This is a genomic window from uncultured Victivallis sp., assembly GCA_944389935.1.
In the GTDB taxonomy this organism is placed as follows: domain Bacteria; phylum Verrucomicrobiota; class Lentisphaeria; order Victivallales; family Victivallaceae; genus Victivallis.
This window is the reverse complement of record CALXOE010000005.1, coordinates 96,198-113,898: the sequence shown is the minus strand read 5'-3', so window position 1 is coordinate 113,898 and position 17,701 is coordinate 96,198. Positions and strand designations below refer to the sequence as shown.

Here is a 17,701-nt window from a genome sequence, read left to right as displayed (position 1 = left end):
AAAATGCTCCTCCTTTTGAGACTCGAAAAATTCGCCATTTTGAGGTGGAGAGAATTTTTCTGGAAAATAAAAAAATGGTCCAGGATTTGTGCCGGTCTGAATCTGTTTTTTGTGGCGGCAGCACTCTTCCTGACGTATGCAGATATCAGGATAATTTGTTTGAAAGTGGATAAGATATTCATCCCGATTATTTTGGCTCTGGGAGCTCTCTTTTTTATATTGGTCGCCGGGTATCGGGACGGGGGGGCGAACGGGATATTCTTCCATATCGCCTTTTCCCTCCTGATATGCAGCGTATTATCCGCTTTTCTGGTGCTGATGGGCCGGCTGTTCGGAAGCAATGGGAGGGAGGCGGCTCCCCTGCGCTTTTCTGCCCGCGAAAAGAGGAAATATCAGGAGGTGAAAAATCAATTACGGTGGATCCGGCTGAAACGCCGGGTCGCCGGCTCGAGAGAAAAATAAACGTTCAACCAGTTTCATGCGCATGTTCCTGCCGGCGCGTGACCGCAGAGAAACTGCCGGTGAAGTGTTCCAGGATCGGAACGGAAACCGATGTCGGAACCTGCAATCGGTAAAACGCGGGATATGGTAATACAACGACTTGAACGCCAATCTCTTCCAGAAACGTTTTCAGATCGGAGGGACGCGCATGGTTATCAAAACACTCTTCTGTTTCATCACGGAGGATGATCCCGGGATCATCCGTTCAAAGGTCAACCGTCCTCCCCGGGAGGTCTCCTCCATTGAGGGCTATCACAATCGTTATATTCATGGTCGGAAATCCAATCTCATTGTCTGGGAAATGGATTCTCAAAGTCTGGAAGAGCAGGTTCAGGAAGTCATGGATCTCGCGGAAAAACTGCGTTCCGTCCCGGGAGACCGGCATGTTTCGTGTTATCTGATCCGCGAACCGCAGAGGGTCAATGAGTTCTACGCTTTTTTGTCCTCTGAAGTTCTGAAAAAATATTCGAGTCTGGATCTTGAATTCAACTTTGAATATGTTGAAAAAGAGCCGATCCCCGATGCCGGAATGGGAAAGAACCGTTCGTGACATCTTTGAAGAAAAGGGAGCGGGGCGGATGCGTCTGATTTTGTGCGGCCGGGGCTTATGATTTTCTCGGCCCGGCCTTTTCCCGGGAGAGCCGCGCAACGATGTTTGAGATGAAAAGAAAGCGAGGGAAAACCGCAATGGAGAGAGAGATCACCTCTTCGATTCAGGAATACCGTTCTGTCATTCAGCCTCTGTGGCGGACTCTGTCCGGTTATGCCCTGGAGGAGTATGACTGGGATCTGTGCGATGCTTTTGCCGACCTCTGCGACAGGATTTTTCAGCTGACCGTCCTGCGGTCGAATGGAATTTCCGGTGTGAAGAAAGCCCGGCAGTACGATCAATTTCCCGCGGAGATCCCCGCTTTCGTCTGCTCTCCGGCTCCGGGGGCGGAGACGCTTCTGCTGATTCCCCGGGGCAGCGAGGGCGGCTGGACATCGAGAGTGGAGAATTTCCCGCCGGAACGCTGGAGGCTTCTGTTCGTCGACCTGTACGATTTCGGTCTGTGGCTTCCGGATCGGACGTTCGCGTATATTCTGGCGCGGGCCGTCCCGGTGGAGTCCGCGGGGGCGTCGCCGCGTTATTATGCTCTGCTCCCCGCGGATACGACGAGAGTTCTTTTCCGCCCGCCGCGAAGAGCCGGCGGAAAAGGACGCGCCGTCAGCGGAAATGTCCGCAGAAAACAATCGCCTTGATCCGGAATCGTTCCCTTTCGGCGTTCAATCCGATAATTAAGGAAAGGTGCTGCCGTTCCGGATTGATTTCTCTCTCTCTCCGCTGGAGTCTGTCCGCATCGCGAGGTGGACGATCGCGGCGGTCGCCGGCGTGACCGGAGCCGCCGCAGTGTGGCGGATTCCCGGCGCCCAGACGATCCGGCCGTCCGATGAGCGCACTACGGGCAGAGCCGTCTCCGCAGGGAGTTTCCGGTCGATCCGCAGTTTTTTCAAGCTCTTCGGCGCCGTTTCACCGAACGGAATCAGCCGGTCGCCCGGACGCCGCCGGTCGATCAGCAGAGGGCAGGGGAGCGCGTCCGCATCGAACATCGCCTCATGAAGCGCCATCGCGCGCGGCGCGGCAAGAGCTTCCGCGGAGAAGCGGAATTTCCCCCGGTGTGTTTCCGGTTTCGTGCGCCAATTCCAGATGGTCGGTCCCGGTTCCGTCTCCCCGGCCGCCGCTCCGGAGGACGGGAGTTCCAGCGCGAGCGTGTTCCCCCGGATGCGCAGAGACCGGTTCGCGTCCAGCGGAATCCGCCGGGAGACCACGCACTTCTCCGGGAGCGCGGTGAACCGCTCGAGCAGCCTGCGGTTCGGAATGTAGTCGCGCCCCGATTGCGTCGCCACGAACCGCCGCAGCAGGCGGATCAGCAGCGCGGGCGGCTGCTTTCGCCAGAAGTCGAGCGGGGTGACGGTTTCCCCCGCGATCCGGCGAAACTGTTCCTCCGCGGCGGCTTCGAGAAATTCCGCGTCGGCTTCCAGCGCGTCGAGGGAGTGGAAGAGTCCCGCCTCGCTCCCCGACGAGAGCGCCCGGAACGCCGGAAGAATCGTATGACGCAGCGCGTTCCGGGCGTACCGCTCGTCCGCATTGCTCGAGTCATTGGCCCAGCGGTCGATTCCCGCCGCATTCAGGAACTCTTCGATCCCGGCTCTCCGGAAGCGCAGCAGCGGCCGCAGAAACGTCACTCCGTCCACGACGGAACGTTCGCGGAGCGCGGTCAGGCCGCTCGCGTTCGCGCCGCGCGCGAGACGCAGCAGCAGATTCTCCGCCCGGTCGTCGGCATGGTGGCCGAGCACCACCGCCGTATCGCTCCGGTCGGCCGCAACGGTTCGCCAGTATGCGAGACGCGCTTCGCGCGCCGCCGCCTCAAGATTGGGACCGGCAGAGAGCTTCAGGCGAATGCAGCGGAATTCGATCTGCCGGGCCGCCGCGAATTGTTCCGCTTCACATGCCTCCCGCTGCGACTCCTTCCCCCGCAGGCCGTGATCGAAGTGGACGGCAATGAGACGGCAGCCGGAACGTTCGCGGAAGTGCAGCGCGGCGAGCAGTGCCGCCGTGCTGTCCGCCCCGCCGGAAAATCCCGCATAGAGCGTCCCCGAGGCAAAAGGAGCAAAAAGTTTGACGCAAATATCGAGATCCATTTGTAAAGAGTCCATTCCGGTTATACTATATATGACGGAAAGAACGAATGCAAGGAGCTTGGAAAGATATGGCCTATATTGTCGTTGCCACGAACAACGCGCACAAAGTCAAAGAGTACGCCGAACTGCTCGAGGGACAGAAAGTGGAACTGAAGTCGCTGCTCGACTATCCGAACTTCCCCGGAGTGGAGGAGGATGGAACGTCGTTTCGCGAGAATGCCGCGAAGAAAGCGCTCGCAGCCTGCAAATATTGCGACGTTCCGGCATTTGCCGACGACTCCGGGCTGGAGGTCGAGGCGCTCGACGGTCGTCCCGGTATTCTCTCCGCCCGCTACGCGCCGACCGATAAGGAGCGGATCGCCAAACTTCTTGACGAACTCAAAGACAAGGAGAATCGCCGCGCCCGCTTCGTCTGCGCGATCGCGATCGCGATCAACGGGGAAGTGATCGAGACGTTTGAGGGCGAGGTGCGGGGACGGATCGTCGATTCTCCCCGCGGAGAGTCCGGATTCGGATATGATCCGGTCTTCCAGCCGGACGGGTACGAACAGACATTCGGCGAAATGCCGCAGGAACTCAAGAACAAGATCAGCCACCGGGCGGCGGCGTTCAAGCTTGCGCTGAATTTCGTCGAGGACGAGATGTCCGTGCTGGACGACGATTTCGATCTCTGACGCGCGGATTGCAATTTGCGCGGGCGCGTGATATATTAAGGGGTTTCGGTCATTGATTCACGATAACCGGTTGCAGGGTGCAATGAGTTTTTTTCGGTATCTTTTCCGCGGGGATGCGTCTGGAGCACCCGCTGATGGACGCGGTATTCTTCCTCTGCACTTCCGCTTGTCGTCATGGGGCCGCGGCCATTACTTGGTGAATCATTCCGGCGACTTTGCGTTCGGCGCGTCGACGGGAGGACGTTTTTGAAAAAACTGGGTGAGGAACGGGGAGACGATATGAACAACGCTACGATTCCGGAGAAGATGCTGGCATGGCCGCTGTTCGGCGCGGGGATGGAGAATTTCGGTGTGAACGATCAGCCGTGCGAGATTCCGGTTCCCGCGATCGGGCCGGAGGAGCTGCTCGTCCGGATCGATGCGATTGGATTGTGTTTCTCCGATGTGAAGCTGATCCGCGCGGGGGAGGCGCACCCCCGGGTGATTTCAAAAGATCTGAAGAAGGATCCCGTGATTCCCGGCCATGAGGCGGTCATGACCGTCGTGAAAGTCGGAGAAAAGCTGACCGGTAAGTTCGACATCGGCGAACGCTTCATCATTCAGGCCGATATCTACGTGAACGGCAGAGGTTTCGCGTATGGTTACGCGATCAACGGCGGGATGGAACAGTACAGCGTGATCGACCAGCGCGTGCTCAACGGCGACGAGGGGTGTTACCTGCTGCCGATCTCCGACGACATGCCGGCGGCCGTGGCGGCGCTGCTGGAGCCGTGGACCTGCGTGCAGGCCAGTTACATGATTGAGAACCGCACCGCGCCGCTTCCGGGCGGCCGCGTTTTCATTGCAGCCGGGGATGGGCAGGTCTATGGAGCCGGGGAGGCGTTGAAGCAGGCTGCGCCGTCGAGTGTGGTCGGTTTCGGTCTTTCGCCCGCCGCGGTCGAACAGTTGAATGCCGATCTCGGGGTGAAGATGACGCTGGTTGACGAGATTCCGTCCGGCGTGCAGTTCGACGATATTTTTCTCTGCAATCTTCCGACGGAGTTTGCGGAAGCTGCGGCAAAACTCGGCAGCCGCGGCGCGGTCACGAGTTTCATCGGTGACTATGAGGGGAAAACCGGCATGTTCGATGTCGGGCGGATTCACTACGAGGGATTTTTCTATCAGGGAGCTCCCGGAACGGTTCTTTCGGCCGCCTATGGCCGGAACGTCCGCAGCCGGATGAAGAAAGGCGGCATCTGCTGGCTGCCCGGTGGCGCGGGGGCGATGGGGCAGATGCACACGCAGCTCGCCGTGGAGAATCCGGACGGGCCGTCGCGGATTCTCGTGACCGATATGGATTCCGACCGCATTGCGAACGTCGAAAAACTTCTGGCCGAATCGATTGCGGAACGCGGAATCGAGTTCCGGGCGGTGAATCCGTCGAAACTCACGCCGGAGGAGTTCGACGCCCTGCTGCGCGACTTTGCTCCGCAGGGGTTTGATGATATTGTCATGCTCGTTCCGGTGGTGCCGGTGCTGTCGCACGCGGCGAATTACCTGGCGGAGGACGGGCTTATGAACATTTTTGCCGGAATCCCGGCGGGGATGGAGGGCGTGCTCTCGATCGACGGCATCGTGAATTGCGGGCATCGTTACATCGGCTCGAGCGGCAGCCGCACGGAACATCTGCGGCATACGCTGGTTCTGGCGGAGACCGGGGAACTCAATCCGGTTACGGCACTGGCGGCGATCGGCGGGATGAAAGCGCTCAAACAGGGACTCGAAGCGGTCATCGGCGCGAAGTTTCCCGGAAAAACGGTGATTTTTCCGAATGCGCCGGATATGCCGCTCACCCCGATTCGGGAGATTGCGAAACTCGGGCCTGCGATCGGCGGTACGCTTGACTGCGCCGGATGTTACACCATGGCGACCGAGATGGAATTGAAACGTATTTACGAGCAGGAAAGATGACGCGATTGCTCTCAAACAAGGGGAAGTTTCTGCTGGCGTCCCTCGTGCTTGCCGCCGTTCTGGCGGCGCCGCTCAGCGCCGCGAATCTGAGTGCGGCAAAAATGAACTTCTCCTCTTTCAAGGAGTTCAATGCCGAAAGCTGGCAGTTCGCCGGGCAGAACATCGTGGCCAGAGGGGTGTACATCCCGGCTGGAGATCTTGAAATCTATGCCGATCAGGCGGTGATCAACATCGAGAGCCGCGACTTCGAGGCGAGCGGGAATGTGCAGGTCTACCGCTGGCAAACCACGACCGGGGTCGTCGACATGGCGAAACTCGCCCGCATGCAGAATGCGCCGAACACCAGTGTGAGCGTACTCGGAATCGTCGGGAACGTCTGGGGCGAGCAGCAGGTCAGCGTTTCGGTCTCGATGCTGACGGACAACATCAAGGCGCAGAAGCTCATCGGCAACCTCGAGAGCGGGTATTTCCGATTTGAAGAGGCTCAGCTGCGGTTTCAGACCTTTGTCTGCCGCGCCGAGAGCGCGGAACGCAAGCCGGACGGCATCATCACCGTGACGAACGCCGAGATCAGCTCCTGCAATTATCTGGAGGACGACAACGGCCACTATTCCATCGGCTGCACGAGTGCGCAGTTCACGCCGCATACGACGGAATTTTACGGACTTGAGACGATCGACACGGATGTCGGCGACCACTCGGTGTTTCTGACCAACGGCTTCTGGAAGGTTTACGGTGTTCCGGTCATGTGGCTGCCGATTTTCTACAAACCGAAAGACGAGTCGCCGGGGTTGTTCAGCACGCAATGGGGCAAGGATTCCGACTGGGGATATTACGTGATGCTTTCCAAACGTTTCACGTTCAGTGAATATCCGTATGCCTCGGTGAAGCTGCTCGGGGATTACTACTCCTACCGCGGATTCGGTTACGGGGCGCGCGGGGATTTTGAGACGGACAATTCGCGCACGGAGATCTTCGGCTATGGCATCTGGGATCTCGACCAGTACAAGACGGATGATTATAACAAATACCGGATCCGGATTCCGAAGATGCGGTATGATTTCCGGATTTCAAATGTGACGCATATCACGCCGCGACTCGATTTCCGCGGGGTGTTTGAGCTCATGAGCGACCCCTACATCACGCGAGACTTTTTCAGCGACCGGTATAACCGGGATCCGCAGCCGGCGACCTACGCCTCGCTCGAACAGCAGTTTGACCATTTCAGTGCGTCGCTTTACGTCCGGCCGAAAGTGAACAGTTTTTACACGACGGTACAGCGTCTGCCGGGATTCCGGCTCGACGTTCCCCGGCAGCAGATCTTCCATACGAATTTCTACTATCAGGGGGATCTCTCGCTCGATTACCTGAAGATGGACTGGATCAAATTCGACAAGCGGAACAAGCGCTATCCGAATGAGCGGTTGAAGAACTACTCGAGCTTCCGGATGGATACGACTCACTTTCTCTATTTCCCGATCCGGTTCGACTGGCTGACGGTGGTTCCGCGTGCCGGAATGAAGCTGACGGCTTATTCCAACACCTCGAAGCGCAAGGTCAGCACGGAGGCGCTTCTGAACATGTTCCGCGCGGCGGATCCCCAGAATACGACCGGTTTCCCGCTGGTCAATTACGACAACAAGGGGGGCTCGAAACTGCGGTTCCTCGGGGAAGTCGGCGTGGAGGCTTCGACGAAGATCTACAACACCTGGCAGGACGTCCGCAGTTCGTTTCTGGCTCTGGACGGCCTCCGGCATGTGATCCGCCCCTATATCAATTACACCTTGATTCCGAGGCCGAACGTGCGTCCGGATCACCTTTACTACTTTGACGACATCGACCGGATCGACAAGCAGCACTTCGTCCGTTTCGGGTTGGAGAACCGGCTGCAGACGCGCGATGGAAATTCGATCCGGGAGTATCTCTCGATGGAGAACTACTGGGATCTCCACATGGAAAAAGAGGGTGATTACAGCCAGATCGGCGACTTCTGTACGATTTTGACGGCGACTCCGTTCAAGGGATTCTCCATTTCCACGCTGTTTTCCATCGATGCCGGGAACAACAACGGCGAGATTCCCGAGACGATCCGGAACGGCCGGAAAGCGGGGCATCCGGGGTTGAATCTGCGTTGGCTGAACCGCTGGAACATCACGTTGAAGTATTCGCCCGCGCCGGACTGGGAGTTCATGTTTGCCTATGTCTACCACCGGCCCTACGGATCGCGCAGCGCCTATTCGATGGGGTCGACGCTCACGCAGCTCGATGCCGGCTCCTACTTTACGAAATATTTTGACGAGCATACCGAAGAGTTGCGGTTCAGCGTGCGGGTCCCGATCACGCCGGACCGGCGGACGTTCGCATCCTATGCGATGGCATACGATATTCAGGAGGGGTATATCGACGTTCATACTCTGCAGGTCGTCCGCAATTTCCACTGCTGGGAGGTCGCGGCCGGGCTGCAGTGGGAACGGGATGACGACGATCACACATACAATACGAATTTCCTGTTCTCCATCTACCTGACCGGATTGCAGTCTCCGCTGCAGAAGGGGGGACAGAACAGGATTCTTTCTCAGGCCGATTCCGCGATGCGGACGCCGGGTTCGTCGCGCGGAAGTAAATTCTGGAGCAATGACTGATCATGTATATCGTTACGGGCGGAGCCGGGCTGATCGGCAGCGCGATCGTGTGGGGGCTGAACAGGCAGGGGGTCGAGGATATTCTTGTGGTCGACCACCTCGGGCAGTCGGACAAGTGGAAGAATCTGAGTGCGCTGGCGTTCACGGACTATCTGGAGAAAGAGGAGTTCCGTGCCCGCCTTGCCGCCGGCGGATTCAACGGGGAACGGGTCGAGGGCGTGATCCACATGGGGGCGTGTTCGTCGACGACCGAGCGGGATGCCTCGTATTTGATCGACAACAACTTCCACGCGACGCAGGAGCTGGCAAAATTCTGCCTTGCGCGGGGAATCCGTTTCCTTTACGCTTCGAGCTGTGCGACCTACGGTGACGGCAGCTGCGGCTACGTCGATGACGAGTCGCGCATAGAGGAGCTGCGGCCGATGAACATGTACGGTTATTCCAAGCAGCTTTTTGACCTCTGGGCGAAGCGGCAGGGGGTGCTCTCGAAGATGACCGGCTGCAAATTTTCCAATGTCTACGGACCGAATGAACGGCACAAGGCGGAGATGCGCAGCGTTGTGTTGCGCGCGTTCGAGCAGATCACTGCGACGGGAAAACTCAAACTCTTCCGTTCCTACCGGCCGGAGTATGCCGACGGCGAGCAGATGCGCGATTTCCTTTACGTGAAAGATGCGGTCGACATGGTGCTGTTTCTCTTCCGGAATCCGCATGCGACGGGGCTTTACAACATCGGCAGCGGTCGGGCTGAGACCTGGAACGCGCTCGCGGCCGCCGCGTTTGAAGCGCTCGGCAAGCCGGTCGACATCGAATACATCGACATGCCGGAACACCTGCGCGACCGCTATCAATACTACACGAAAGCGGAGATGGGCAAACTGCAGGTGCTCGGATACGGCCGCGAGGCGACGAGTCTGCATGATTCCGTGCTCGATTATATCCGCAACTACCTCATGACCGGCCGTTATCTGGGCGACGAATGCAAAAAGTGATCCCTGATACGGCATCGCACGTGCTTTCCGACGCCGCGGCGATTCTCGCGCTTGTCGAGAGCGGAGAGCGGAGTCTCGACGATGCGCTTGACATTTCGCTGGCGCATCCGGAGCTGCGTCGGACGGTGAGCAGCCTGCTCTTCGGTTACTTTCGCCACAAGCGGCTGATTGACCACTGGCTGTCGGGACTCGCCGTGCGTTCCCCCCGGCCGCGGGTGCGGCGGCTGCTGGCGGCGGCGCTGACGCAGATCCGGTTTCAGAGCGGCATCGCGCCGGAGTCGGCGGTGAACGTCGCTGTGGAACTGGCGAAAGCGCGGGGAGGGCGCGGGGAAGCCGGTTTTGTGAATGCGCTTCTGCGGCGTGCCGTCGCCGCGCCTCCTGAGATGCGGGAATCTCCGGATGAAGTGTTTCCGCCGGAGCTCCTGGCACGTTGGCGGCGGAGTCGTTCGGACGCGGAGCTCGCCGCGATGGGACGCGCATTTCTCGCTCCGGCGGAGTTCACGTTCCGGGCGGAGCGGGGATTCGAGCCGCCTGCGGAGTGGGCGGTTGAGCCGGTTGCATGCCGCGGTCCGTTCCGTTTTTTCAGGAGCGATGATCCGGGAACCGTGCTGCGGTCCGGCGCGCTGCGGGAGGGAAAAATCTACATTCAGGATCCTGCGACCGCGCTGGCGGCCTCCCTGCCGGAGATGGCGGAGGTTCGTCGTGTGCTTGACGTCTGCGCTGCGCCGGGGGGCAAGTCACTTCTGCTGGCGGAACGGATGCGGCCGGAGGCGACACTGACGGCGGCTGACCGTTCCGCCCGGCGGCAGGAGCTCACGCGCGAGAATTTCCGCTGTCGCGGGCTTGCGTTTCCGGTTGTCGTTGCGGAGCCCCGGGAGCTGACCGGGAGTTTTGATCTGGTTCTGGCGGATGTGCCGTGTTCCAATACGGGCGTTTTCCGCCGGCGTCCGGATGCGTTGTGGCGGTTCCGTGAGGAGGAACTCCCCGGGATCACGGAACTTCAATATGAGATTCTGGAGGCGGCTGCGCTGCGCGTCGCGCCGGGCGGGCAGCTTGTCTACAGCACCTGCAGCATCGAACCGGAGGAGAATGCCCGGCAGATCGAACGATTTACCGCGGCGCATCCGGAATTTGAGCCCGTCGGCGGGGAGCAGCTGCTCCCGTCGATGGAGCATGATGGCGCTTACGCTTTTCTGCTGCGGCGCAGTTCGAGGAGCATCCGCAGATAGTCGAGCATGACTTTGGCGGAGAGCTTGCTTTTGCCGTGCTCGCGCAGTCCGAATGTGATGCCGTGTTCGACCACGCGGCACGGTTCCGGGGCGCTGGTGAGCAAGAAGAGCAGTTCGAGCATGACCTTGAATCCTTTCGGACTCATCTGCGGAGCGACCCGCTCGAACGCTTCGCGCCGCAGGGCGAAGAATCCGGACATCGGGTCCTTGACTTTCACGCCGAGAACGAGATGCGCCATCATGGCGGCGGTACGGCTCACGAGTACGCGGAACGGATTCCACCTCTCCTTGAATCCCCCGCCGGAGACGTAGCGCGACCCGACCGCGAAGTCGTGGTTTTCGAGCTCGTTCAGAAGTCCGGCCAGGTCGGCCGTGTCGTGCTGGAGGTCGCCGTCCATGCAGCAGAGAAACTCCCCTTTCGCCGCGCGGAATCCCTTGACGATGCTCGGACTCAAGCCCGGTGGACCGTCGTTGAGAATCGCGCGGACGTTGCTGTGCCCGGCGGCGGCGTAGGCGTTGACCGCGTCGGCCGTTCCGTCGGGGGAGTTTTCGTCCGCGACGATGATTTCGTAATCCGTGAGGCCGCTTTTTTCGATGCGGTCGATGAGGAGCAGGATGTTCTCCCGTTCGTTCAGCGTCGGCACGACGATCGAATATTTGACCATTTCCCGCTCCTTTCCGGATTCGACTTATGCGGGTTTCACCACGGTGACGACCGACGACTCGCGCAGCGGAGTGACCGCTTCCCGATAGGCTGCCATATGGGGCGTTGCCAGGTGGGCTTTCAGGTGTTCGGGCGACTTCCAGGTCTCAAGGATCGTGACCGCGTTCGGATCGGCCGGAGTCCCGACGCCGACACCCGCGTCGACACAGGCCTCGTAGCGGATGCAGCCGTCCTCGGCCAGAACGTTCGGGATGTTGTCGTTCAGAATCTGGAGAAATTTCTCTAGCGATCCCTCTTTGATGACACAGCGTGCAATAACATGAACCATTTTTCTTCCTCATTTGATGTTGACGAAACATTCGGAGACGGGGAGGCGCTGCTCCCTCGCGCTCCGGACCACCTCCCGCGCAATGGTGGTTGCCCCGAGGCGGGAGTAATGGGTATTGTCTTTTGTCCCTTTCGGGTATCCGGGATACTCTCCGGGGGCGACGATGGTCAGATATTTCTGAGAATCTTCCGGCCCTGCGGCGCGGAACAGTTTTTCAGTGAAGTCAGTCAGATCGATGAGCGCAACGTGCTGTGCTCTGGCGGTCTTGCGGACCACTTCCGGATAGCGGCCGAGGCTCGGGCGGAACTCCCCGTTGGAACTGAAGTGACGACGGCTGACCGGCGTACAGAGGATCGGGGTGGCTTTTTTCGCCCGGACATCCGCGATGAATTTCTCGAGATTCGCCCGGTAGTCCGTATCGGCCGCGGCATAGAGTTTCGGGACGTTCTTTTTCTGGTCGTTGTGTCCGAACTGGATGAATACGTAATCCCCCGATTTCAGAGAGTCGACGAGCTTCTTCCAGCGTCCTTCGGTCTGGAATGATTTCGTGCTGCGCCCCCCCGCGGCGAGATTCACGACCGTGACGCCGGGTTTGCAGAAATCTTTCAGCGCCTGACCCCATCCGGTCATCGGCGCTCTTTCTGCCGGATAATCGCAGACAGTCGAGTCTCCCGCGAGGTAGATCGTCGGCAGTTCGGCTCCGCCGAGCAGGAACGTGGCGGCGCAGGCCGCGATGAGTAACAGACGTTTCATTGGGGATCTCCTTCTCTGGTTTGCTGCAGGATGGCGGAGAGGATTCTCTCCGACTCCGCGACCGGAACCGGACGCGGTGCATTTTCGAGTTTCATCTTGTTCTGAGCCCCGCTGCGCGCGGTTTCCTCGAGCAGCTCCTGCGTGATTCCGGGGCAGTCGCGCAGCGCGGCGGGGACTCCGACCGAATCGAGAAAATGCCGGAACGAGGCGATCACCTCCTCCGGTGTGTTTCCCGGAAACAGCGGGGACAGCTGCATCGTCCGGGCAACGACCGCCGGATTTCCGAGATAGTATCTCCAACAGGCCGGCAGCAGCATCGCCACCGCGATCCCGTGCTCAAGACGACCGAACCACGAGAAGCTCGCAAGGTGCGGCAACCCCGTCGATTTGAACCGGATCACCATGCCGCCGAGCGTCGCGGCGAAACTCATGGCCCGCCGTGCCGCGGCATCGTCGCCCGCAGCAATCGCCCGCGGCAGATGTTCCGTGATGAGGCGGATCGACTCCAGCGCCCACTCATTCGCCGCCGGGTGATTCCCGTCCGCGCCGACGTTCAGAAATCCCTCGATCGCATGCGCCAGCGCGTCACATCCGGTTGCCCGGGTGACCGCGGGCGGCATCGAATGCGTGAGTTCCGGTACCAGCAGCGCGAGTTCCGGGACGATAAATCGCTCGGCAATAAGTTTTTTGACCTTCTGCGCCGGATCGACGATGTTGCTGTAAGGTGTCGCTTCCGAACCGGTCCCGGAGGTTGTCGGAATGCAGATGACCCGGTCGAGACGCGCTTCCGGATGACAGTCGCTGTAACGGTTTACGCCGAAGTGCTCCGCCAGCGGCCAGCCCGACTGTGCTGCGAGACAGGCCGCTTTCGCCGCATCCATCACGCTGCCCCCGCCGAGAGCCACGACTGCGCACGGTTTCTTTTCCCGGATCAGTGCGCACATCGTCTCGACCGTAGCGACGACCGGTTCCGGCTCGATCCGGGAGAAACGGATGAGTTCACATCCGGCCCGCTCCGCAGCCTCCTCCAGCAGTCCGATTCCGCCGCAGAGTTCGGCGGAGCGTCTGCCGGTGAATGCGATGACTCTGCCGGGGCCGCGCCGGCGGAACTCCTCCGCAAGCGCTTCCCGGGGGGAGCGGGTGACGATCCGCTCTCCCGGAGCCGCAGCGATGAATGATGGTGCGTCCACTCTTCAAAGTCCCATGGAGCCGGTGACCACTCGGTTGCACCGGAGCAGAAAATTCACGGTTTTCTCGGACGGGGAAATTCGGGCGTCAAGCTCCTCGATCGAGGCGACGGTCCCGTCGAGATACTCCCGGATCCGCAGCGCGGTCTCTTCGAGCCGGGCCGCCTGCACCGCGTTGCGTGCCTGAATCACTTCGAGCCCGAACGGCTTTGCGCACTTGAGCCACTGGCGCCGGAACGACGCATCGAACTCCCACACCGCCGCGATCACCGCCGGAATGAGCGAGACCGCGATCTGGCGCAGCGCAATCCGGTCGTCGCGGTCGTAGGCGGCCTCGAGCGCACCGCGCAGCTCCAGTTTCAGCAGCAGAAGCTGCAGTGCGTTGATGATGTGTTCAAAGTCTCCGGCGAAGCACTCCTCCTGATACGGCAGAAGTTTGCGCAGCATTTCGTCGTAGCGGTCACTGAGCTTGAGGTCGAATTCCGGGTTGCGGCGCTTGCAGTCGTCGAAAAGAATCCCCAGCAGCGGATCGTCCCAGATCATCAGCGCGGGATCCACTCCAAAGTCATCCCATGCTTCGATATCCGATGCGACCAGATGCGCCTCGTAGCTGCTCTGGCAGATCGCCGCAAACCGGCGGGAGGTCTCCTTGTGCGGATCGTTCGCAGGAACGCCGAACGCGAGATCCGCGCAGAAGATGATTCCTGCCAGCGACGAGTCGTAGTTGCAGTAGGCTCCATCGTCGCCCCACATCGTGAAGAAGAGTTCCGAAACTTTCTGCTTCCGACACGCCTGAATGCAAGGAACAGCGGTCTGCATCGTCTTTTTGTGGTCGTACCAGAGGCGAGTCCACGTCCAGATGCCGGATCCCATGACCGGATCAAAGCCGATGTCGCGGTGGCGCTGGATCATCTTCTCATACATCGCGGCGTCCTGGTGGTAGTAATCCCAGTAGACAAGCTGCACGTTCTGCGGAATCTTCTTCTGAACCGCTTCCGGCACCGCGTGTTCGAGATCGTAGTAGTCCTGATTCGGATTCGAGAGTCGGAAGTACATATCCGACCAGATCATCGGCGAAAGTCCCGCCTCTTTGCAGATCGCATTGACTTTGCCGAGATGGCGGTTGAACAGCTCGAAGCCGCTCTCGTATCCGTGGATATCGAGGAAGCGCCCGCGCCCGAGGTCGTGGGTCTCGTCCATGCCGATGTGGATGCGGCGGCTCGTGAGCGCTTCGCTCCAGAAGCGGATCATCTTTTCGATCAGTTTGTAGGTCTCCGGCTCATCGACCATCAGGACGCTTGCGGTATCTTTCACTTTGTTGTACGCGCCGTCCCATTTGAGGATCTGCTCAAGGTGGCCGAGCGTCTGAATGCAGCCGACCAGCTCGATTCCGAGGCGCGAGGCGTAGACGTCAAGTTCGCGGATCTCGTCGAGGGTATAAGCCCCACGCATGTAGCCGAAAAACGGCTCGTCCGGCAGCTCGTAGACATCCTCCGTGTAGAGCATGACCATGTTGTAACCCGAGAGCGCGAGACGGCGGAGCCACATTTTCAGGTGATCGATCCGCATGACCATGTTGCGCGAGACATCGAGCATGATTCCGAGTGTCTTGAACGGGGTGCTCTCGTCGCACTCGATTTTTCCAAGTGCAGACCCGATTCCACGAGCCGCCGCCGCGATCGAGTTGTACTCCACGAGCACGGTGCCGGGTGAGCGCTTGACGCGCGAAATCGTGCCCGCTCCCTCGACCCGTTTCGCCTTGAGTTTCAGGCCGCGCCCGTAACTGGAAACAGGATACTCCTCCTCCAGTGTCTCCAGAAGTTCATGCAGTTCTTCCGGCACATCCGCGGAGCGCCACACCAGCCTCGAAATCTGAGCCATACCAATTCCTTATAAAATAGTTGAATCTTACTCGAATCCATTCCGGTTTCCGCCCCCCCCGGCGAAAGCCGTAACTCCATTACAATACCACTCGTTTCCCCGGATGCAAATGGAAAATTCCCGCAAATGGCATGTCAAAATCGCGTTTGCGCAAAAAAAGCGGAACAACCGTCTCGGACGATCCGGTCGTTCCGCCAGAAATCACATACGCAGAGAAACTCAGTTCTTCTTCTGGAAGAGACTGCGAATCCGCTTGCCGACGATCTCCGCCGGATGTTCGCCGAGCGCAGCGCGCTTGGCTTTGAGGTTCGGGGCGCCGTTGCGGGCTTCGGCGATCCACTTCTTCGCAAACTCGCCGGATTCGATGCGGCGCAGCGACTCTTTCATGCGATCCTTGACCGACGGATCAATGATCCACGGGCCGTTGTCGTACTCGCCCCACTCGGCGGTGTTCGAGATGACCGCATTCATCTTCTGGATGCCGCCCTCATAGATCAGGTCGACGATGAGCTTCGCCTCATGGATGCACTCAAAGTAGGCCATTTCCGGCGGATAGCCCGCCTCGATCAGGGTCTCGAAGCCATACTTCATGAGGTCGACCATGCCGCCGCAGAGCACGTTCTGTTCGCCGAAGAGATCCTCGTAGGTCTCCTGCTCGAACGAGCACTCGAGCACGCCGGCGCGGGTCAGACCCTCGGCTTTGGCGATGGCGAGAGCGACTTCTCTGGCCTTGCCGCTCGGATTCTGCTTGACCGCGATGAGGCCCGGCACACCGAAGCCCTCGACAAAGCGCTTGCGCTCCTCGGTTCCAGGGCTCTTCGGGGCGATCATGATGACATCGACATCTTTCGGCGGCTTGATCTCGCCGAAGACAATCGAAAATCCGTGCGAGAACGAGAGGGTTTTTCCTCCGGTCACGACCGGGGCGATCTCTTTCTCGTAAATCGGTCCATGCAGCTCGTCCGGCAGCAGGATGTGAATGATGTCCGCACGCCGGGCTGCTTCGGTGACCGACAGGGTCTCGAAGCCGTCTTCATCGGCGGCGTCCTTGGATTTGCCGGGACGGATGCCGATCACGACCGAGAGGCCGGAGTCGCGCATGCAGAGCGCCTGCGCGCGGCCCTGCGCGCCGTAACCGATCACTGCGATGGTTTTGCCGTTGAGCACGCCGAGATCGGCGTCCTCGTCATGGAGGATCTCCATTTCTTTCATTTTATCATCTCCTTCTGTCCGGCTCTGCCGGACGATTGTGTGATAACAAGTTAATATAACCGTTCCTTTGACCGATTGCAAACCCGGAAATCCGCTTTTTCCAGTCAAAGCGTTTTTTTGTCACTTTCGGAAAACGATCCCCTCATAGCCGACTGCGTTCCCGTAGTCGCCGGTGAGTTCTCCACTGTTCGATTCTGCCGCGATCTCGCCGTGAAAAAGCCGATCAGGATCGATCACGTCGAGCGTCGCGAGAAAAAGCGCAATCGGATTCATCCCGCAGATCGTCGCCCCGGTTTTGCCGAGGAACGCCGCGAATCCGGAGAGATCGCGATTCGCGACAAGCTCCGCCGCCGCGTGGTCCTGCGCCCGGAGCCGCTCCGGAACCTCTTCCGTAAACGGCACATAACGGAAGCGGGATCCGTAATGCGTGAAATCCGAACTCACGATCCAGAGCGTCTCCGGCGTATCGAGTCCGGCCATGCGCGGCGCAAGATGGAGCACATCCTCCATCGACAATGCGCCGACTACGAGCGGCAGCACCTCGGGCTGACCGAAAAAGTACTGGATGAGCGGAAACTGCACTTCCAGTGCGTGTTCTTTCACATGAGCGTCATCCCGGATCGTCACAAGCGGGGAGTTCCACTGCTCCATCTCGTCGAGGAGTTCAGTCGCGGTCGAGAGGTCGCCGAAAGGAGTCCGCCAGCGCGAATAGTCCGCCGCCGCGATTCCGCGGAAACCGACGTAATGCGACGGCCCGAGCAAAATCACCTTGCCGATCTTTTTTTTCCGGAGAAACCCGAGCGCCGCCATCGCGGTCGGCAGGGAAAAAACGTAGCCCGCATGCGGCAAAACAACCCCTTTCGCCTCGGGCGCATCCGGATCGACGGGTGGAAGTTTCCCCTCCGCCTCGGCGAGGCGGCGACGCAGGATCAGCGGGTCGTTCTCGTAGAACATCCCCGCAACGGCGGAGAGCCGCACTTTCTGCTGATCGCGGATCGGCATCTCA

The 17,701-nt window shown here is 59.7% G+C and carries 16 protein-coding genes; 8 read left to right on the top strand and 8 right to left on the bottom strand.

Annotated elements, in window-relative coordinates; translation table 11 throughout:
• The 3 genes from Q0J85_RS03155 to Q0J85_RS03145 form a co-directional block, all read left to right on the top strand.
• On the top strand, positions 1-462 hold a 462-nt coding region (locus Q0J85_RS03155), incomplete at its 5' end, for a hypothetical protein (RefSeq protein ID WP_294478166.1).
• A 187-nt stretch (positions 463-649) separates the two neighbouring features.
• Positions 650-1,051, top strand: coding sequence for a hypothetical protein (locus tag Q0J85_RS03150; protein WP_294478165.1), 402 nt, complete (start codon positions 650-652; stop codon positions 1,049-1,051).
• A gap of 137 nt (positions 1,052-1,188) precedes the next feature.
• The gene (locus Q0J85_RS03145; RefSeq protein ID WP_294478164.1) at positions 1,189-1,743 is read left to right on the top strand and encodes a hypothetical protein; all 555 of its coding nucleotides are present in this window, start codon (positions 1,189-1,191) and stop codon (positions 1,741-1,743) included.
• A 36-nt stretch (positions 1,744-1,779) separates the two neighbouring features.
• Here Q0J85_RS03145 and tilS read toward each other — a convergent pair whose 3' ends face one another.
• The gene (gene tilS, locus Q0J85_RS03140; protein ID WP_294478162.1) at positions 1,780-3,183 is read right to left on the bottom strand and encodes a tRNA lysidine(34) synthetase TilS; all 1,404 of its coding nucleotides are present in this window, start codon (positions 3,181-3,183) and stop codon (positions 1,780-1,782) included.
• A gap of 68 nt (positions 3,184-3,251) precedes the next feature.
• On the opposite strand from tilS, the gene rdgB reads away from it, so the two are divergent.
• The 5 genes from rdgB to Q0J85_RS03115 all read left to right on the top strand — a co-directional run bounded on the left by rdgB (position 3,252) and on the right by Q0J85_RS03115 (position 10,670).
• Positions 3,252-3,857: an RdgB/HAM1 family non-canonical purine NTP pyrophosphatase gene (gene rdgB / locus Q0J85_RS03135; RefSeq protein WP_294478161.1), complete on the top strand. Its 606-nt coding sequence runs from the start codon at positions 3,252-3,254 to the stop codon at positions 3,855-3,857.
• Positions 3,858-4,103: 246 nt separating this feature from the next.
• The gene (locus Q0J85_RS03130; RefSeq protein WP_294478160.1) at positions 4,104-5,807 is read left to right on the top strand and encodes an alcohol dehydrogenase catalytic domain-containing protein; all 1,704 of its coding nucleotides are present in this window, start codon (positions 4,104-4,106) and stop codon (positions 5,805-5,807) included.
• Positions 5,804-8,449, top strand: a complete 2,646-nt coding sequence (locus Q0J85_RS03125; RefSeq protein ID WP_294478159.1) for a hypothetical protein — start codon at positions 5,804-5,806, stop codon at positions 8,447-8,449. The genes Q0J85_RS03130 and Q0J85_RS03125 overlap by 4 nt, the downstream gene beginning before the upstream one ends.
• A 2-nt stretch (positions 8,450-8,451) precedes the next feature.
• A complete protein-coding gene (gene rfaD, locus Q0J85_RS03120; RefSeq protein WP_294478158.1) occupies positions 8,452-9,441 on the top strand; it encodes an ADP-glyceromanno-heptose 6-epimerase in 990 nt (329 codons plus the stop codon).
• Positions 9,429-10,670 carry an RsmB/NOP family class I SAM-dependent RNA methyltransferase gene (locus Q0J85_RS03115; RefSeq protein ID WP_294478157.1) on the top strand — a complete coding sequence of 414 codons (1,242 nt, stop codon included), beginning with the start codon at positions 9,429-9,431 and terminating at the stop codon, positions 10,668-10,670. Before rfaD ends, Q0J85_RS03115 begins: the two co-directional genes overlap by 13 nt.
• Here the strand turns inward: Q0J85_RS03115 and Q0J85_RS03110 are convergent.
• The 7 genes from Q0J85_RS03110 to amrB all read right to left on the bottom strand — a co-directional run bounded on the left by Q0J85_RS03110 (position 10,625) and on the right by amrB (position 17,697).
• Positions 10,625-11,335 carry a polyprenol monophosphomannose synthase gene (locus Q0J85_RS03110; RefSeq protein WP_294478156.1) on the bottom strand — a complete coding sequence of 237 codons (711 nt, stop codon included), beginning with the start codon at positions 11,333-11,335 and terminating at the stop codon, positions 10,625-10,627. The two genes, Q0J85_RS03115 and Q0J85_RS03110, sit on opposite strands and share 46 nt — an antisense overlap.
• 24 nt (positions 11,336-11,359) lie before the next feature.
• Positions 11,360-11,662: a putative quinol monooxygenase gene (locus Q0J85_RS03105; protein WP_294478155.1), complete on the bottom strand. Its 303-nt coding sequence runs from the start codon at positions 11,660-11,662 to the stop codon at positions 11,360-11,362.
• Positions 11,663-11,671: 9 nt separating this feature from the next.
• Positions 11,672-12,415, bottom strand: a complete 744-nt coding sequence (locus tag Q0J85_RS03100; RefSeq protein ID WP_294478154.1) for a rhamnogalacturonan acetylesterase — start codon at positions 12,413-12,415, stop codon at positions 11,672-11,674.
• Positions 12,412-13,605 carry an iron-containing alcohol dehydrogenase gene (locus Q0J85_RS03095; RefSeq protein WP_294478153.1) on the bottom strand — a complete coding sequence of 398 codons (1,194 nt, stop codon included), beginning with the start codon at positions 13,603-13,605 and terminating at the stop codon, positions 12,412-12,414. The genes Q0J85_RS03100 and Q0J85_RS03095 overlap by 4 nt, the downstream gene beginning before the upstream one ends.
• A gap of 3 nt (positions 13,606-13,608) precedes the next feature.
• Positions 13,609-15,483, bottom strand: a complete 1,875-nt coding sequence (locus tag Q0J85_RS03090; protein ID WP_294478152.1) for a beta-N-acetylhexosaminidase — start codon at positions 15,481-15,483, stop codon at positions 13,609-13,611.
• Positions 15,484-15,702: 219 nt separating this feature from the next.
• The gene (gene ilvC, locus Q0J85_RS03085) at positions 15,703-16,731 is read right to left on the bottom strand and encodes a ketol-acid reductoisomerase (RefSeq protein WP_367274586.1); all 1,029 of its coding nucleotides are present in this window, start codon (positions 16,729-16,731) and stop codon (positions 15,703-15,705) included.
• 84 nt (positions 16,732-16,815) lie between these two features.
• Positions 16,816-17,697, bottom strand: coding sequence for an AmmeMemoRadiSam system protein B (amrB, locus tag Q0J85_RS03080; protein WP_294478150.1), 882 nt, complete (start codon positions 17,695-17,697; stop codon positions 16,816-16,818).
• Positions 17,698-17,701: the final 4 nt, after the last annotated feature.

What these genes read in the sequence shown, in the direction of transcription:
- Q0J85_RS03150 (WP_294478165.1), top strand. Translation starts at nt 650, where the DNA reads ATGGTTATCAAAACACTCTTCTGTTTCATCACGGAGGATGATCCCGGG.
- Q0J85_RS03145 (WP_294478164.1), top strand. Translation starts at nt 1,189, where the DNA reads ATGGAGAGAGAGATCACCTCTTCGATTCAGGAATACCGTTCTGTCATT.
- tilS (WP_294478162.1), bottom strand. Translation starts at nt 3,183, where the DNA reads ATGGATCTCGATATTTGCGTCAAACTTTTTGCTCCTTTTGCCTCGGGG.
- rdgB (WP_294478161.1), top strand. Translation starts at nt 3,252, where the DNA reads ATGGCCTATATTGTCGTTGCCACGAACAACGCGCACAAAGTCAAAGAG.
- Q0J85_RS03125 (WP_294478159.1), top strand. Translation starts at nt 5,804, where the DNA reads ATGACGCGATTGCTCTCAAACAAGGGGAAGTTTCTGCTGGCGTCCCTC.
- rfaD (WP_294478158.1), top strand. Translation starts at nt 8,452, where the DNA reads ATGTATATCGTTACGGGCGGAGCCGGGCTGATCGGCAGCGCGATCGTG.
- Q0J85_RS03115 (WP_294478157.1), top strand. Translation starts at nt 9,429, where the DNA reads ATGCAAAAAGTGATCCCTGATACGGCATCGCACGTGCTTTCCGACGCC.
- Q0J85_RS03110 (WP_294478156.1), bottom strand. Translation starts at nt 11,335, where the DNA reads ATGGTCAAATATTCGATCGTCGTGCCGACGCTGAACGAACGGGAGAAC.
- Q0J85_RS03105 (WP_294478155.1), bottom strand. Translation starts at nt 11,662, where the DNA reads ATGGTTCATGTTATTGCACGCTGTGTCATCAAAGAGGGATCGCTAGAG.
- Q0J85_RS03100 (WP_294478154.1), bottom strand. Translation starts at nt 12,415, where the DNA reads ATGAAACGTCTGTTACTCATCGCGGCCTGCGCCGCCACGTTCCTGCTC.
- Q0J85_RS03090 (WP_294478152.1), bottom strand. Translation starts at nt 15,483, where the DNA reads ATGGCTCAGATTTCGAGGCTGGTGTGGCGCTCCGCGGATGTGCCGGAA.
- amrB (WP_294478150.1), bottom strand. Translation starts at nt 17,697, where the DNA reads ATGCCGATCCGCGATCAGCAGAAAGTGCGGCTCTCCGCCGTTGCGGGG.